Consider the following 15,854-nt stretch of genomic DNA (forward strand, 5'->3'; position numbering starts at 1 on the left):
ACGGACGAGAGCGGCGGTGAGGAGCAGCCGTGCACCCCGGCGACTGGCTGCTGACCGCCGGCGAGCGCGGCAACCCGGCGACGGCACTCGACGGCCGTCGGCCCGGCGGAACCGCCTGGTCCACCGGGAACCTCGTGCGGCCCCTGGTGCACGGCGCCGAGTACTTCGCCGAGCTCCTCTCCGCCGTCCGGCGGCAGCACGCCGACGACCTCCTGCTGTTCACCGACTGGCGCGGCGACCCGGACGAGCGGCTGGCCGGCCCCGGCACGGAGGTCGGGGACGTACTGGCCGCGGCCGCCCGCCGCGGGGTCGTCGTCAAGGGTCTGGTCTGGCGCTCCCACCTCGACCGTCTGCAGTTCAGCGAACGCGAGAACCGCCACCTCGGCGAGGAGATCGAGCGGGCCGGCGGCGAGTGCCTGCTGGACATGCGGGTCCGTCCCGGCGGCTCGCACCACCAGAAGCTCGTCGTTCTGCGCCACCCCGGCCGCACCGACCTCGACACGGCGTTCGTCGGCGGCATCGACCTGTGCCGCAACCGCCGTGACGACGCCCGCCACCACGGCGACCCGAACGCCCAGCCGATCGCGGACGCCTACGGTCCGCACCCGCCCTGGCACGACGTCCAGCTCGCCGTCCGCGGCCCCGCCGTGGGCGACCTGGAGGCGTGCTTCCGGGAACGCTGGGACGACCCGGCACCGCTCAGCCGCAGCCCGCTCACCCGGCTGCGCAGCCTGCTCCACCACGAGGACGAGAGCGCCGGACGGCTGCCACCGCAGCTGCCCGACCCGCCCGCCTGCGGCCCGCACACCGTCCAGGTGCTGCGCACCTACCCGAACCGGCTGCTCCGCGGGTACCCGTTCGCGCCGGACGGCGAGCGCAGCGTCGCCCGCAGCTACCTGAAGGCCCTGCGGCACGCCCGGGCGCTCGTCCACCTGGAGGACCAGTACCTGTGGTCGCCGAGGGTCGTGGAGTGCTTCGCCCGCGCGCTGGCCGACAACCCGGAGCTGCGCCTGGTCGCGGTGATCCCGTCCGTCCCCGAGCAGGACGGCCGGCTGACCCTGCCGATGAACCTCGTCGGCCGGATCGGCGCGCTGCAGGAGCTGCGCCGCGCCGGCGGCGACCGGGTCGCCGTGTACGGCGTCGAGAACCACGCGGGCACCCCGGTCTACGTGCACGCCAAGGTCTGCATCGTCGACGACGTGTGGGTGTCGGTCGGCTCCGACAACATCAACCTGCGCTCCTGGACGCACGACTCGGAGCTGAACTGCGCCGTCCTGGACGGCACGCCCGACGGGCGGCTGCCCGCCGACCCGGGAGGGCGGGGTGACGGCGCCCGCCGGTTCGCCCGGGAGCTTCGGCTGCGGCTGGCCCGGGAACACCTGGATGCCGACGACGGCTCCGCCACCACGGCCGAGCTGTCCGACCCGCTCGGCGCCTTCGCGGCCTTCGCCCGGTCCGCGGCCGCGCTCGACGCATGGCACGACGGCGGCCGCCGCGGCCCGCGGCCACCCGGACGGCTGCGGACCTACCGGCCGCCGGTCCTCTCCCGCACCACCACCGCCGTCGCCCGCCCGCTCAACCGGCTCCTGGTCGACCCGGACGGCCGGCCGGTGCGCCTGCGGCGCCACAACGCGTACTGACCCCGGCCGGGCCTGCCGGCCCGGTCAGCCGCCGGCGCCGTCCACCCGCAGGCGAACCTGCTCCTCCAGCCGATCCGGGCCCGCGTCCAGTCCGCGCTCCGGCCGTCCTGCAGCGGCAAGGCCGTCCACCGCGTCTGCGTGACCGTGTCCCGGCAGGCATTCCCGGAAAGGCACGTGGCCGTGTTCGAGATGGTGGGCGGTGTCGCACGACCATCGCCCGGCCGTAGGTGTTCAGGTCCGGGTCGTTGCCGAAGAGGCTCCGGTGGAACTCCATCACCCGGCGGGTGTCGCCGTGGAAGCCGGTGTACGGGTGAGCCGGGATGCCGTGAGCGGTCCTCTCCCGGCGACGCGCCGGTCCTGCCGGGTGTGGACGGCCGTCCCGGCCGGCGTCGGCGGTGCCGTGCGGCGGCGTAGGCTGGCCCGCATGGCCGTGGTCGAGGTGGTGCAGCTCCTGGTGTCGCCGGCGCACCGGTACACCGGGCGCCCGTCCGAGGGGCCGTCCCCGGCCCACCCGGGCGAGCTCGTCCGCAGCGCCGAGGTGCGGGAGGGCCTCGGACTCGTCGGGGACCGCTACTACGCCCGTCCGGCCCACCGGGATGCCGCGGTCACGCTGATGGCCGCAGAGAACCTCCCGCTCGGCATCCGTCCGGATGCGGACCTGCGTCATGCCCGCCGCAATGTGCTGCTCCGCGGTGTCGACATCGACGCGTACCTCGGCCGGACCGTCTCGCTCGACTGCGGCACCGGGCCCGTGCTGCTGGCCGTCCGCCGTGCCGCCCGCCCCTGCGCCTGGATGGACGCCGTCATCGGCCCCGGCGCCCAGCGGGCCCTGCGGGACAAGGGCGGTGTCCGCTGCACGCCGCTCAGTGACGGTGTCCTCACCCTCGGCCCGGCCGAGTTCCTCGTCCTGCCCGGCTGAGGCCCGGCCCGGTGGCGCCGGGCACGGTCACAGGTCCACCACCGTGCCGAGGCCCCGGCTGCGGGCGGTGCGGAAGGCCACGGAGGCGGCGGCAACGTCCAGGGCGGCGTGGCCGGTGGACTTGAAGACGGTCAGCTCGTCGCGGGAGCGGCGGCCGGGGGCGGTGCCGTCGAGGACGGAGCCGAGCAGGGTGAGGCGCCCGGCGGGGACGTCCCGGAGCTCGTGCGCGCCGACGGGCGGAGGAGAGGCGGCGCCCGGCCATTCCACGAAAAGCGAGGCGTCCCGGACGGTGGCGGCGTCCAGCTCCGGTCCGCGCGAGCCGCCGACCGAGCTGATGTGGGCGCCGGGCGCCGGGGCGGCCCGGTGCAGGACGGGGGCGGACGCGTCCGTGCAGCAGAAGACCACGTCGGCGCCGTCCAGCGCCTCCGCGACCGTGCCGGCCGCCGCCCCCGGGAGCAGCTCCGCCGCCCGGCGGGCCCGTTCGAGGTCCCGGCCGCCGACCACCACCCGGGTCCGCGGGTCGAGTCCGGCCAGCAGGGCGAGTTGGGCTCGGGCCTGGGTGCCGGTGCCGAGCACCGCGACCCGCCGGGGCGACGGTGCGGCGAGCGCCTGCATGCTCAGCGTCGCGCAGGCGGCCGTCCGGACGGCGGTCAGCGGCTCGGCGTCCATCAGGGCGAGCGGCCGGCCGTCCTGCTCGTCGAAGAGGGCCACCACCCCGCGGTGGCTGCTGCGGCCCGGCGCCGCCGGGTCGGCGAACACCGAGACCAGCTTGGCTGCCAGCCCCAGCCCCGGGACGTGCCCGGGCATGGCGCCGAGCAGTCCGGTCGGCGTCCGGGCGGCGATCCGGGGCGGGACCGACACCTCGTCACGGGCGACGGCGACCAGTGCCCGGGCGACCGCTGCGGTCACCTCCGCCGGGTCGAGGGCTGCGCGGGTCTGCGCCCGGTCCAGGACGAGCACCCCGCTCACCGCGCGCCCCCGTCCGTGTCCGGTCCGGCGGCGCCGGACCGGCCCGCGAGCACGTCCTCCAGCGCGCCAGCGGCGGCCAGCAGACGCTCCGTCAGTCCGTCCAGTGCCGGCTCGTCGAAGTCGGTGTCCAGCCCGACCGCGGTCAGGGCGCAGACCGGTGAGCCGTTCTGGGAGCGCACCGCCCGGCTGATCGACGCGACCGGCTTCTCGTTGCGCCCGCGCTCCAGTGCGACACCGGTGCGCTCGACCCGGGCGAGGTCCGCGAGCAGGCCGTCCGGTCCGCCCAGCGGGTGGCCCGCCTCCTCGGCGGGCCGCAGATAGGGCGCCCGTGCGTCGGCGGGCAGCGCCGCGACCAGTGCCAGCGGGCCGGCGAACCGGTGCACCGGCAGCGCCTCGCCGTGCAGGTGGGAGATCATGGCCAGCCGCTCCGGCCGTACCACGTCCACCACCCGCGCCCGGTCGCCCTCCAGCACCTGCAGGTTCACCATCAGGCCGGTGGCCGCGGAGAGCCCCTCCAGGACCGGTCGGGCGAGCGCCGTCAGCGAGTTGTGCAGCGCCGCGGCCGATACCTGCAGCGCCGCGGCGCCCGGCAGATAGGTGTCGCCGACCCGGAGCACCCAGCCGCGGCGCACCAGGTCGAGCAGGATCCGGTAGGCCGTCGCCCGGTGCAGGTCGACCGACCGTGCGAGGTCGGCGAGCCGGGCGGGGCGTTCGGCGCGGGCGACGGCCTCGACGAGGTCGAGGGCCTTGTCGACCGCGGACCGGGGAGCCTGTGACATCCGACCTCTCCACCTCCGGGGGCCACTGGGATACAGTGACGCGAGTGTTTCCGCAGACAATACACATGTTGCGCCTGATGCAACAGATGAGCGAGAGGTGACGGATGCCGGACGAGTCCCACGGCGCACCCACCCCGTACGCACCGCCCGCGCCCGGTGCCGTCACCGTCTACCGCGGGGCCACCGTGTTCGACGGGACGGACCGCCCGCCCCGCCCGGCCGCGATCGTGGTCGACGGCGAGCGCATCCGGCACGTCGTCGACGAGGCCGACCTGCCGTCCGTCCTCCCGGACGGCGCCGAGACCGTCGACCTCGACGGCCGCTACGTCACCCCCGGCCTGATCGACGCCCACCAGCACCTCGCCACCCCGCCCGACCGGCCCAGAGCCGAAGCCGTACTGAACCGCCTGGTGCACAGCGGCGTCACGGCGATCCGCGACATGGCCGACGACGTCCGCCAGATCGGCGACCTCGCCCGCGCCACCCTGGTCGGCGAGATCCCCGGACCGGACATCCACTACGCCGCGCTGATGGCGGGCCCCTCCTTCTTCGACGACGTCCGCACCCACCAGGTCACCCGCGGCGCCACCGCCGGACAGGTCCCCTGGATGCAGGCCGTCACCCCCGCCACCGACCTGACGCTCGCCGTCGCCCTCGCCCGCGGCACCCACGCCTCGGCGATCAAGGTCTACGCCGATCTCGACGCCGCCACGGTCGCCGCCGTCACCGCCGAGGCCCACCGCCAGGGCATCCCCGTCTGGGCGCACGCCGCCGTCTTCCCGGCCGGCCCGCGCGAGGTGGTCGAGGCCGCCGTCGACACCGTCTCGCACGTCACCCTGCTCGCCCACGCCTGCGCCGCACAGCCCCTGACGACCTATCGCGACAAGCCGCCGATCGACTACGCCCGCCTCACCGCCGGCGACGACCCGGTGATCGCCGACCTGCTCGCCCTGATGCGCCGCACCGGCACCGTCCTCGACGCCACCGCGGCGCTCTGGGCCAGCGCGGAGATGACCGGCGACGGCCCCGAGGCCGCCGGACGCGCCCGGCAGAACAGCGACCTCGCCGCCGCGCTCACTGCGCAGGCGCACCGCGCGGGCGTCCCGATCGCCACCGGCACCGACTACGAGACCCCGCCGGACGACCCCTTCCCCGCCCTCTACGAGGAACTCGCCTTCCTCGTCGACCGCTGCGGCCTGACCCCCGAGGACGCGCTGCGCTCCGCCACCGCCGTCGGCGCCCGCAGCGCCGGTGCGGAGCAGCTGCGCGGCACGGTCGAGGCCGGCCGGCTCGCCGACTTCGCGGTCTTCGACGAGGACCCGCTGCAGGACGTCAAGCACCTGCGCACCGTGCACCTGACCGTCAAGCGCGGCCGCCGCCACGCCCGCGCCGACTTCGAGGCGGGCCGATGACCCTCTCCCCGTTCCCCCTGGTCGTCAACGCTCTCGGTCAGCTGGACAACCCCAACGCGCCCCGGTCCGCCGAGGCCGCCGCCGAACTCAACCCCTCCAGCTCCCAGCTCACCGTGGACGCCCGCGCCCTGGCCGACGCCCGCGCCTCCGGCCTGACCGCCGTCAACATCACCCTCGGCTACACCATGGGCGACCTCCCGCCATACGAGCACACCCTGGAGGAGATCGGCGTCTGGGACCGGATCGTCAGCGCCAACCCCGCCGACCTGCTGAAGGTCCGCACCGCCGCCGACATCCACCGGGCCGCCCGGGAGAAGAAGGTCGGCATCGTCTACGGCTTCCAGAACGCGGTGGCCGTCGGCGACGACCCCGGCCGCGTCAAGGTCTTCGCCGACCGCGGCGTCCGCGTCGTCCAGCTGACGTACAACCAGGCCAACCGGCTCGGCGACGGCTCGATGGCACCGGAGAACCGCGGACTCACCCCGCTCGGCCACCGGGTCGTCGAGGCGCTCAACGAGAGCCGGCTGATGGTCGACCTCTCCCACAGCGGCGAACGCACCTGCCTGGACGCCGCCCGGTCCTCCCGGCAGCCCGTCTCGATCAACCACACCGGCTGCCGCGCCCTGGTCGACCTGCCGCGCAACAAGACCGACGAGGAACTGCGGCTGGTCGCCGACCGCGGCGGCTTCATCGGCATCTACTTCATGCCCTTCCTCAGCCCGACCGGTCACGCCACCGCCGCCGACGTCGTCGAGCACATCGTCCACGCCGTCGACGTCTGCGGCGAGGACCACGTCGGCATCGGCACCGACGGCACGATCACCCCGATCGACGACCTCGACGCCTACCGGGCCGCCCTCGCCGAGCACGTCGAACTGCGCCGCGCGAGCGGCGTCGGCGCGGCCGGCGAACGCGCCGACACCCTGCCGTTCGTCGAGGACCTGCGCGGCGTCGACCAGTTCCGCGACCTGGCCCGGCTGCTCGAACGGCGCGGCTACCGCTCCGAGCGGATCGAGAAGATCCTCGGCCGCAACTTCGTCGACTACGCCGAGCGCGTCTGGGCGCCCGCCTGACGACCCGTGCGTGGTCAGCCGCGGCCCGCGCTCGGCCGAGGGCCGGGTTGCCGATCACGCGGCTCGGCCCGCCGGGAGTGTCGCCGACCGGTGCTTGCGCACGGCCTGTTGGCCCCGGAAGAGTCCGGCGACGGCTCGGACGGTGTCGGGCAGGTGGTCGCGGGCGGCCATACCGCGAAAACCCGGGGCGCCGGACCCGAGTAGGGGCGGCAGTTCCGCCGATCGGCTCCGGTGCGCGCAGGTTCGACGGCGGCGCGCAGGAGCCCCCACAGCGCCGGCCGCGGGGAGCAGCACCCACCGCGGCGCAGAAAGGCTCCGGGACCGTGTCCGGGAGTGCGGGCGTTGCCCGCTCGTCCGTTTCGCCGTCGGCGCCGCTGGTGGTGCGGTGCCCGTGGCCGTCGACCGGGTGGTCGGCGGCCACGGGCAGGGGTTGATGCGGTGTCGGGTGGTTACTTGTAGATCCGCAGGACTCGTCCGACGCCTCGGACGTGTCCCAGGCCGCGCAGTTCGTCGAGTGCGGCGTTCAGCGCGCGTTCGGTGGCCGGGAAGGTGACGAACACGACCCGTGCCTGCGATTCGGAGCCGTGCTGGTCGACCTTGCGGATGGAGACGCCGTGGCGTCCGAACACGCCGGTGACCTGGGACAGGACGCCGGGGGCCTCGTCGACCTCGGTGCGGATGTAGAAGGAGTACTCGAGGTCCTCGGTGGGCCGGACGGCCGCGGGTGCACCGACCGGGACGCGGCGGTGCGTGCCGCGGCGCAGGTGGTCCGCGGCGGCGGCGACGTCGCCCAGGATCGAGGAGGCCGACGGGCGGGGGCCCGCACCGCGCCCGTAGAACATCAGCTCGCCGGCGGCGGAGGTGGTGACGAACACGGCGTTGAAGCTGTCCCGGACGGTCGCCAGCGGGTGGTCGCGCTCGACCAGGGCGGGGAACACCTGGGCGCCTATCTGCGCGTCGGCGTCGGTGCCACCGGGGAATCGGTCGGCGACCGCGAGCAGCTTGATCACGTACCCGAACTGGGCGGCGAGTTCGAAGTCCTCGCGGTCGAGGCCGACGATGCCCCCGCGGGCGACGTCGTCGGCGACGACCGACCGGTTGAACGCCAGCGAGGAGAGGATGGCGAGCTTGGAGGCAGCGTCGGCGCCGGAGATGTCGGCGGTGGAGTCCGGTTCGGCGTAGCCGAGTTCCTGGGCCTTCGCCAGGGCCTCGTCGAAGCCGAGGCCGTCGGTCGTCATCCGGGTGAGGATGTAGTTGGTGGTGCCGTTGACGATGCCGGCGACCCGGGTGACGTCCTCGCCGACGAGCGATTCCCGGATCGGGCGCAGGATCGGCACGGCCGCGACGGCGGCGGCCTCGAAGAAGAAGTCGACGCCTGCGCGGTCGGCGGCGGCGTACAGCTCGGGGCCGGAGCTGGCGACGAGCTCCTTGTTGCCGGTGACGACCGACTTGCCGGCGTTCAGTGCCGCGAGGATCAGTTCACCGGCGGGTGCGACGCCGCCGATCAGCTCGACCACGACATCGACGTCATCCGCCTTGACGATGTCGTACGGGTCCCCCGTGAACAGTTTCGAGTCGAGTTTCGCGGATCGGGGCTTGCCCGGGTCGCGGACTGCGATTCGTACAAGTTCCAGGGAAATTCCCGTCACGTCCTCAATGGCGCCGCGACGCTCGACGAGCAGTTCTGCGAATGCCTCCCCAACAGTTCCACACCCGAGCAGACCGACTTTGACAATATTTCCCATGGCGGACAGCGTACACGTCACCGGCTGCCTGTCGAATGGAATAGCTTCGGCTTCTCACAGTACGAGACGAATGGCTTGCGACCGGGCCGCCGCGTTCGCCGGTCGTGGTAATTCCGGCGAACGCGGCAAATCCGTGTCCGAGTGGGGTGGCCGGTCAGGCGGAGCGCGGCGGCGCCGGTGCGAGCAGCGGCGGGACGCGGTCGGGCAGGTGGGTGCCGAAGCTGCGGCGGTGGTAGACCAGCGGCGGCTGGCTGCCGGTCACCTCCGCGGCCCCGACCCGGCCGAGGACGATGACGTGGTCGCCGCCGTCGACCAGGTCCGCCACCGTCGAGGCGATCCAGGCCGGCGCCCGGTCGATCCGCGGCAGGCCCCGGTCGATGCTCCAGGCCGTGCCGTGGAACTTGTCCGCACCGCCCTTGGCTGCGAACGACAGTGCCACGTCGGCCTGTTCGGCGCCGAGGATGTTGAGGCCGAAGGCGCCGCACTCGCGGATCGCATCGAGTGTCCTCGACCTGTGGTCGAGGGCGACCATCACCATCGGCGGATCGATCGACAGCGAGGTGAAGGCGCTGACCGTCGCCCCGGAGGGCAGGTCGGCGCCGGCCATCGCCGTCACGACCGACACGGGTGTGGCCACGCAGGCCATGACCTCCTTGAACTCGCGCTGCAGGGCACAGTCGACGGTGTTCGCCGCCGGCGCCTTTCCGATACCCATGACGGACCCCCGTAATTCGTAATCGATCGCTTTGTGGCCCCGACTTCCGGGGCCTGCCGTTCCAGGTGGTGGAATTTCACGTTCCCGACGCGCGGCCGCCACAGGGAGCGGGAAATCGCTCCGAGTTCCGGCGGCCCCCGGACGGCACGAACGAATCACCCTCCGGGTCCATTTCCAGGCCGAATCCCAGGCCGGGGAGCTCCTCGCAGAACCACGACCTGATGAGTTCCGGGTAGGCATCGGAGTCGAAAACCTCCTCCAGTGCGGTGTCGACCGCGCGGAGGAATTCCCGGTCGTCCTTGCGCAGCAGGAAGCCGTAGTCCTCGCCGCCGAGGCGCACGTCCAGCAGGTGGACATCGGCAGCGGGCGCCCCGCCGCGCAGCAGGGAGTGCAGGATCACCTCGTCCGCCACGAGGGCGCCGATCCGGTCGTCGTGGAGGAATGCGTCCCGTGCCGCGCCGATGGACGGCACGCCGACGAAGGTGTACTCGAACCCGAGGTCCGGGTGGCCCTCGAGGGCGGCCTGGCTCGTCGAGCCCTGGATGCCGACCACGCGCAGGCCGGGCGCCGGCGGGACGCCGGGGCGGCCCTTCAGGGCGATCCGGTGCGAGGTGCGGAAGATCGGCCGGCTGAAGGCGTAGCGCTGCAACCGGGCTTCGGTGATCGTGGTCGATCCGCACTCGATGTCGATCCGGCCCTCGGTGAGCAGGGCCTCGCGGGTGGTCGAGGTGACCTCCACCGGTTCGACCGGCGGGACCAGGTGGACACCGCCGTGGATGCGGGCGAGGACGAGCCGCGCGAGGTCGACGGAGTAACCGATCGGCCGGAACTCCGCGGCCGACGGATCTGCGGCCGACGGTCCTGCGGGCGGTGAGTAGGAGAACGGCGGGGTGTTCCGCTGGAAGCCGATCCGGATGCCCGCACCGTGGTGTGCCGTACTACTGGTCAACGCCGACCTCCTTGGCCGCAGAGCCTTCGCCCGCGACGGCGCCCGCCAGTGCGAGCAGCGGTGCGGGATCGGTGAGCAGGTACATGTGTCCGCCGTCCACCGTCCGGTGGGAGAAGCGCCCGGTGGTCAGCGCCGCCCAGCCCGCCGCCGCGCCGGGGCCCAGCAGGTGGTCGTGGGCGGCGAAGACGCAGTGCAGGTCGACGGGAAGGGCGCGCGGCACGAACGTGGGGAATTCCCGGGCCATCCATGCCAGGTCGGCGGCGAGGGTCTCGGCGTGGAGCCCGTCGGCCGGGCCCGGTGCCCCCGTGCCGGCCGACTCGCCCGCCGACTCGCCGGCCGGTTCACCGAGCACCTCGGGGATGCCCGGCAGACTCCGGCCCGCGTACGGGGGCGGTGCCTGGGCCGACACCACCACCCGCACCCGGCGGCGGTAGACCGCCCAGATCGCGTCGGCCACCGCCCAGGCGACGGTCGCCCCCATGCTGTGCCCGACCAGCACCACGTCCTCGTACGGCAACTCGCAGATCTCCCGGGCGAGTTCCACCGCGAGGTCGTCCAGGCGGTCGGTGAGCGGTTCCGCCACCCGGTCCTCGCGGCCCTTGAGCTGGACCAGGACCACGTCCGCGTGCGCCGTCAGGGCCTGCACCCAGCCCCGGTACGCGGACATCCCACCGCCGGCGTGGTGGAAGCACACCACCGCGTGCCGGTGGCCGCCCTCGTACCGGCGCAGCAGCCGGCTGCCGGTCGGCCGGATCTGCTGTGCCATCAGGCGCCGGCCCCGGTGTACGGCAGTTCGCGGCCCGGCAGGGTGACCGGGTGCAGTTGGGTGCGGTAGCGGGCGGCCAGCTCGCGGTACTCGGCGGCGGTCTCGTCCAGGACGGCGACGTCGCTGTCGCTGAGGGTCATCAGCACCGACGCGGGGCTGCCGGCGATCAGGCTGCGCGACCTGTACTGCGGGCCCGCACTGAGCACCACACCGGCGGAGATCCGCGAACTGTCGCCGACGGTCACGCCGTTGAGGACGACAGCGCCGATACCGACGACCGTTCCGGCGCCGATCGTGCAACCGTGCAGCAGTGCGCCGTGCGCCACCGTGACGTCCGCCCCGAGGAGCAGCGGGTAGTCGGGGTCCGAGTGCAGCATGGCGTGGTCCTGCACGTTCGAGCCGCGGCCGATGCGGACCGGGCCCTTGTCGCCGCGGATGGTCACGCCCGGCCAGAGGCTGACGTCCGCCCCGATCTCGACGTCGCCGATGACGACCACGTCGTCGAAGGCGTAGACGCTCGGGTGGATGCGCGGCTGGATGCCCTGGAAGCTGTACGTCTTCATGGCTCAGATCTCCTGCTGGACGAGTGCGGCGAGGCGGGCGAGGCTCTGCAGGACCTCGTCCTTGGGCAGTCCGAAGTCGACGAGGCAGGCGATCTCGTCGACGCCCAGGGCCCGGAACCTCTCCAGGGTGGCCCTGGCGCCCGCCGCGTCGCCGATGAGCGAGCTGGAGGAGACGTAGCGCTGGAACACCATCTCGACGAAGGCGTCCCGGTCGTCGCCGAGGTTGTGCAGCGTGTCGGCCTTGTCCTTCGACTCGGCCTGCCCCGCGGTGGCGTGCTGGGTGACGAAGGAGCTCAGGTACTCGGTCATGGCGGGCCGCACCCGGTCCACGGCCGAGACCGCATCGGCGCCGACGTAGGTGTGCAGCATCAGCGAGACGACGCCCTGCTCGGGGTCGAGTCCGGCCCGCTCCCGCGCCTCGCGGTAGATCCCGATCCGCTTCTCCAGCTCGGCAGGGCCGAAGTTGATCAGTGCGGAGAGCACGTTGAGGCCGTTCTCGCCGGCGAACCGCCAGGCGTCCTCGCTCTTGGACGAGGTCAGCCAGACCGGGAGCTCCGGCTGGAGCGGGCGGGGGAAGGTGACGATCTCGTGGGTGTCCCCCAGTGGGTCCTTGCGCTGCAGGGCAGTGCCGCGCCACAGGCTCTGCAGCTGTTCCCGTGCCTGGTTGAGCAGCTGGGAGCGGTTCTCGTAGCCCTGCGGGTTGAGGACGAAGTCCCGGGCGTGCCAGCCTGGCGCCAGGGCGAGGTCGACCCGCCCGCCCGAGAGGTTGTCGACCAGGGCCCACTCCTCGGCGGCGCGCAGGACGTCGTGGAGGGGCAGGTTGACGCTGCCGGCGCGGATCCGCACCTTCTCGGTGATCATCGCCAGTGCGGCACCCAGGACGGCCGGGTTCGGGTAGGCGCCGCCGACCTCGGTGAAGTGCCGCTCGGGCGTCCAGATCGCGGTGAACCCGGCGCGGTCGACGTACCGGGAGACGTCCAGCAGGAGGTCGTACGGGTCGCTGCCGCCGGTCAGACCGGAGAAGAAGATGACGCCCAGGTCGGGGAGCCCCGACGACCGCCGGACCGCACGCGGGGCCGGAACGGGGGCGGAGGCAGGGGTAGGGGTAGGGGCGGCGGGAGCCGGGGCGGCGGCGGGGGCCGCCGGGCCGGACTTCAGCCGTGCCTTCAGGCCGGCCAGCCGGTCGGCGTCGAGGAAAGTGCCGTCAGACATGTGCGGGCTCCTCCAGCAGCAGTGCGGTGATCACGTCGGCGGTTCCGGAGACCGAGCTGTTCTCGTAGAAGTCCCGGACGGACAGGTCCAGTTGGAAGGTTTCGCGAAGCTTGTTGATCAGCTGGATGGCCATCAGCGAGTTCCCGCCGAGGTCGAAGAATCCCAGGTCGGCGGAGGCGGCCGACCCGCCGAGGAAGCTCTCGAAGATCTGGCCGACGATCTGCCGGATCTCCTCCGCGGCCCCGTTCTCCTCCTCCGCGGGGGTCCCGGCGGCCGCGGGGGCAGGGGCCGCATCTCCGAGCTGCTGCACAGCTCCGCTCGGAGCCGGGGCCGTGACCGGGGCGGTGTCCGCGTCCACCGCGAAGCCCAGCGACGGCTCCACCCAGTGGACGAGCCTGTCGAACGCGTACGTGGGCAGGGCCGTCATCCGCCCGGCGGTGCTGTACTCCTCGACGGACACCTCCGGGTCGGTGGCCCAGCCGAGGGCGACGGCGTCGGCGAAGGACTCCGCCTCGTGCTCCGGCTCGCCCAGGGTCTGCGCCAGCGCCGGGGCCGCCGCGCCCGCCGCTGCGAAGTTCGTGCGCACCAGGTTGCTCATCGACCGGCCGGCGCCGATCTCGATGAACCTTCCGACGCCCAGCTCCCGCAGGGTGTCCACCGATCCGGCGAAGTCCACCCCGCGGACCAGGTGCTCCGCCCAGTAGTGCGGGTTGCGGGCCTCGTACTCGGTGAGCAGCCGGCCGGTGATGTTGGAGACCACCGGGATGCGCGGTGCCCGGAACTCGCAGGTCTTGAGGAAGGCGAGGAACTCGTCGGCGGCGTCCTGCATCAGCGGCGAATGGAAGGCGTGCGAGGTCGCGAGCTGCTGGTGCTGGACGCCGGCCTCGCCCGCCCGGGCGAGCGCCTTCTCGATGCCGACGTGGCTCCCCGAGAGGACGAGCTGGCGCGGGGAGTTGGTGGCCGCGACGACCAGCGTGCCGTCGCCGATCAGCTCGGCGAACGGGTCCAGGTCGGCGACGGCGAGCATCGCGCCGGGGGTGCAGCGGGCCATCAACCGGGCCCGGGTGGCGACCAGTTCGGCAGCCGAGGGCAGGTCGAAGACGCCGGCGACGGTCGCGGCGACGATCTCGCCGAGGCTGTGGCCGAACAGGTAGCGGGGGGTGACGCCCGCGTCGAGCAGGGCGGTGGCGAGCGCGTACTCGACGGCGAACAGCAGCGGCTGGGCAACGGCCGTGTCCGTGCTGTCGAGGGTCCCGCCCTGCTCCCCGGCGTCGAGCAGGTCGCGCAGGCGGAAGCCGGTGCGGGCGTCGACCGTGGCACTCGCCTCGGCGAGCCGGCGGGCGAAGTCCTCGTTGTGTGCGGCGAGTCCGGCGCCCATGCCCGGGCGCTGGGTGCCCTGGCCGGCGAAGACGAAGGCGAGGCCGTCCGCGCCGGCCGCGGCCCCGGTGTGGTAGCGCTCGGCCTTCAGCCGGGCAACGGCCTCGGCGGGGTTCACGGCGGCCAGCGCGGCGCGGTAGGGGTGGCGGGTGCGGCCCTCGCGCAGGGTGTGCGCGTACTCGGCCAGCGAGGCGGCCGGGTCGGCCGCGAGGTGCTTGGCCAGGGCGGCGCCCTGGGCGCGCAGCGCGGTCTCGGAACGGGCCGAGAAGGTCAGGATGCTCGGCCGGCCCCCGCCCGCAACAGCGGTCCCGGCCGGCCCGGCAGTCCCCGCGGGCTCTGCAGGCTCGGCGGGCTCCGGCTCGTAACTGCGCAGGATGACATGGCCGTTGGTGCCGCCCATCCCGAAGGCGCTGACCCCGACCCAGTTGGTGCGGCCCCGGTCGAGCTCCCGGCCCTCGGTGGTCACGTAGTAGCGCGAACCCTCCAGCTCCAGGGCGGGGTTGATCTCGCGGACATTCACCGTCGGCGGCACGTACCCGTGCTTGAGGACCAGAGCCGCCTTGATCAGGCCGACGATGCCGGCGGCGATGTTGAGGTGCCCGAAGTTGCCCTTGAGCGAGCCGATGCCGCAGGGAGCACCCGCGGTGCCGAACGCCTGCTTGATCGCCTCGATCTCGATCGGGTCGCCGAGCGCGGTGCCGGTGCCGTGCGCCTCGAGGTAGTCGAGGTCGCCCGGCTCGGCGCCCGAGATATCCAGGGCCTCGCGCAGCACCGCGACCTGTCCGGAGACGCTCGGGGCGGTGAAACTCACCTTCTGCGCACCGTCGTTGTTGACCGCGGAGCCGGCGATCACCGCGTACACCTGGTCGCCGTCGGCGATCGCGTCACTGAGCCGCTTCAGCAGCACCAGGCCCAGTCCGTTGGTGAACAGCGTCCCGTTGGCTCCGGCGTCGAACGGCCGGCAGACGCCGTCGGGCGACAGCACGCCGCCGACCTGGTACTGGTAGCCGGACTCCTGGGGGACGCGGATGTACACCGCGCCCGCGACGGCCGCGTCGCACTCGTTCAGCAGCAGGCTCTGCACGGCCGAGTGGACCGCGACCAGCCCGGTCGAGCAGGCGGTCTGCACGTTCAGGCTGGGCCCGCGCAGGTTCAGCTTGTACGAGATCCGGGTGGCCAGGAAGTCCTTGTCGTTCCCGTGCCGGACCAGCATCTCGCCGAGCGACTCCACCAGGTCGGGGCGGCGGAGCGCGCCGAACACGTAGGTGCTCATGCCCGAGCCGGCGAAGACGCCGATCCGCTGGTCGGTGCGCTGCGGATCGATGTTGGCGCGCTCCAGCAGCGCCACGGACTTCTCCAGCATCAGGCGCTGCTGGACGTCGAGAATGTCCGCCTCGCGCTGCGAGTAGCCGAAGTACCCGGAGTCGAACTCGGCGACGCCGTCGAGGACTCCGGCCCTCTTGACGTAGTCGGGGCGCGAGCGCTGGGCGGTCGGTACACCGGCGGCGGCGACCTGATCGTCCGTCAGATCGGTGATCGCGGTGTGGCCGTCGACCAGGCGCTGCCAGAACTCGTCGACGTCCGCGGCCTGCGGCAGTCGGCACTCCATCGCGACGATCGCGACCAGCTCGTCATCACTGTGCATGTTCATCCTTGTCCAAGTCCGTTACGGGGGGCACCGATTCGCGGGACACCGGCCCGCGGGGCAGCCCCGGTCCGGTGGGCGGGGTGCGCG

Annotated in this window: 13 protein-coding genes; 4 read left to right on the forward strand and 9 right to left on the reverse strand. The window is 73.5% G+C overall.

All coding sequences use genetic code 11. From position 1 onward, the window contains the following. Positions 1-29: 29 nt before the first annotated feature. A complete protein-coding gene (locus ACQ614_RS01520; protein WP_431676279.1) occupies positions 30-1,640 on the forward strand; it encodes a phospholipase D family protein in 1,611 nt (536 codons plus the stop codon). 424 nt (positions 1,641-2,064) lie between these two features. Beyond that, positions 2,065-2,559, forward strand: a complete 495-nt coding sequence (locus ACQ614_RS01525; RefSeq protein WP_431676280.1) for a molybdenum cofactor biosysynthesis protein — start codon at positions 2,065-2,067, stop codon at positions 2,557-2,559. Between the two features lie 27 nt (positions 2,560-2,586). Here ACQ614_RS01525 and ACQ614_RS01530 read toward each other — a convergent pair whose 3' ends face one another. Next, on the reverse strand, positions 2,587-3,528 hold the full coding sequence (locus tag ACQ614_RS01530) for an ornithine cyclodeaminase family protein (RefSeq protein ID WP_431676282.1): 942 nt from the start codon (positions 3,526-3,528) through the stop codon (positions 2,587-2,589). Further along, positions 3,525-4,307 carry an IclR family transcriptional regulator gene (locus ACQ614_RS01535; RefSeq protein ID WP_431676283.1) on the reverse strand — a complete coding sequence of 261 codons (783 nt, stop codon included), beginning with the start codon at positions 4,305-4,307 and terminating at the stop codon, positions 3,525-3,527. The genes ACQ614_RS01530 and ACQ614_RS01535 overlap by 4 nt, the downstream gene beginning before the upstream one ends. 104 nt (positions 4,308-4,411) lie before the next feature. Here ACQ614_RS01535 and ACQ614_RS01540 point away from each other — a divergent pair, with 104 nt between their 5' ends. Both ACQ614_RS01540 and ACQ614_RS01545 read left to right on the forward strand, forming a co-directional pair. Next, on the forward strand, positions 4,412-5,719 hold the full coding sequence (locus ACQ614_RS01540) for an amidohydrolase family protein (RefSeq protein WP_431676285.1): 1,308 nt from the start codon (positions 4,412-4,414) through the stop codon (positions 5,717-5,719). Next, positions 5,716-6,792, forward strand: coding sequence for a dipeptidase (locus ACQ614_RS01545; protein ID WP_431676286.1), 1,077 nt, complete (start codon positions 5,716-5,718; stop codon positions 6,790-6,792). The genes ACQ614_RS01540 and ACQ614_RS01545 overlap by 4 nt, the downstream gene beginning before the upstream one ends. A gap of 449 nt (positions 6,793-7,241) precedes the next feature. Here ACQ614_RS01545 and ACQ614_RS01550 read toward each other — a convergent pair whose 3' ends face one another. The 7 genes from ACQ614_RS01550 to ACQ614_RS01580 all read right to left on the reverse strand — a co-directional run bounded on the left by ACQ614_RS01550 (position 7,242) and on the right by ACQ614_RS01580 (position 15,764). Next, on the reverse strand, positions 7,242-8,537 hold the full coding sequence (locus ACQ614_RS01550; RefSeq protein ID WP_431676288.1) for a homoserine dehydrogenase: 1,296 nt from the start codon (positions 8,535-8,537) through the stop codon (positions 7,242-7,244). A gap of 154 nt (positions 8,538-8,691) precedes the next feature. Beyond that, positions 8,692-9,252, reverse strand: a complete 561-nt coding sequence (locus ACQ614_RS01555) for a flavin reductase family protein (protein ID WP_431676290.1) — start codon at positions 9,250-9,252, stop codon at positions 8,692-8,694. Between the two features lie 76 nt (positions 9,253-9,328). Then, positions 9,329-10,201 (reverse strand): substrate-binding periplasmic protein, encoded by an 873-nt coding sequence (locus ACQ614_RS01560; protein WP_431676291.1) that lies wholly within the window; start codon positions 10,199-10,201, stop codon positions 9,329-9,331. Then, positions 10,191-10,967: a thioesterase II family protein gene (locus tag ACQ614_RS01565; RefSeq protein ID WP_431676293.1), complete on the reverse strand. Its 777-nt coding sequence runs from the start codon at positions 10,965-10,967 to the stop codon at positions 10,191-10,193. The genes ACQ614_RS01560 and ACQ614_RS01565 overlap by 11 nt, the downstream gene beginning before the upstream one ends. Beyond that, positions 10,967-11,530, reverse strand: coding sequence for a gamma carbonic anhydrase family protein (locus tag ACQ614_RS01570; protein WP_431676295.1), 564 nt, complete (start codon positions 11,528-11,530; stop codon positions 10,967-10,969). The genes ACQ614_RS01565 and ACQ614_RS01570 overlap by 1 nt, the downstream gene beginning before the upstream one ends. 3 nt (positions 11,531-11,533) lie before the next feature. Further along, on the reverse strand, positions 11,534-12,742 hold the full coding sequence (locus ACQ614_RS01575; RefSeq protein WP_431676296.1) for a MupA/Atu3671 family FMN-dependent luciferase-like monooxygenase: 1,209 nt from the start codon (positions 12,740-12,742) through the stop codon (positions 11,534-11,536). After that, entirely contained in the window at positions 12,735-15,764 is a 3,030-nt protein-coding gene (locus ACQ614_RS01580; RefSeq protein ID WP_431676298.1) for a beta-ketoacyl synthase N-terminal-like domain-containing protein, read from the reverse strand. The genes ACQ614_RS01575 and ACQ614_RS01580 overlap by 8 nt, the downstream gene beginning before the upstream one ends. Between the last annotated feature and the right edge of the window lie 90 nt (positions 15,765-15,854).

It is taken from the genome of Kitasatospora dryopteridis, assembly GCF_050749075.1.
In the GTDB taxonomy this organism is placed as follows: Bacteria; Actinomycetota; Actinomycetes; order Streptomycetales; family Streptomycetaceae; genus Kitasatospora.

Bases quoted from the DNA above. Each gene is read 5' to 3' on its own strand.
- ACQ614_RS01525 (WP_431676280.1), top strand. From the start codon at position 2,065: ATGGCCGTGGTCGAGGTGGTGCAGCTCCTGGTGTCGCCGGCGCACCGG.
- ACQ614_RS01535 (WP_431676283.1), bottom strand. From the start codon at position 4,307: ATGTCACAGGCTCCCCGGTCCGCGGTCGACAAGGCCCTCGACCTCGTC.
- ACQ614_RS01540 (WP_431676285.1), top strand. From the start codon at position 4,412: ATGCCGGACGAGTCCCACGGCGCACCCACCCCGTACGCACCGCCCGCG.
- ACQ614_RS01545 (WP_431676286.1), top strand. From the start codon at position 5,716: ATGACCCTCTCCCCGTTCCCCCTGGTCGTCAACGCTCTCGGTCAGCTG.
- ACQ614_RS01550 (WP_431676288.1), bottom strand. From the start codon at position 8,537: ATGGGAAATATTGTCAAAGTCGGTCTGCTCGGGTGTGGAACTGTTGGG.
- ACQ614_RS01555 (WP_431676290.1), bottom strand. From the start codon at position 9,252: ATGGGTATCGGAAAGGCGCCGGCGGCGAACACCGTCGACTGTGCCCTG.
- ACQ614_RS01565 (WP_431676293.1), bottom strand. From the start codon at position 10,967: ATGGCACAGCAGATCCGGCCGACCGGCAGCCGGCTGCTGCGCCGGTAC.
- ACQ614_RS01570 (WP_431676295.1), bottom strand. From the start codon at position 11,530: ATGAAGACGTACAGCTTCCAGGGCATCCAGCCGCGCATCCACCCGAGC.
- ACQ614_RS01575 (WP_431676296.1), bottom strand. From the start codon at position 12,742: ATGTCTGACGGCACTTTCCTCGACGCCGACCGGCTGGCCGGCCTGAAG.
- ACQ614_RS01580 (WP_431676298.1), bottom strand. From the start codon at position 15,764: ATGCACAGTGATGACGAGCTGGTCGCGATCGTCGCGATGGAGTGCCGA.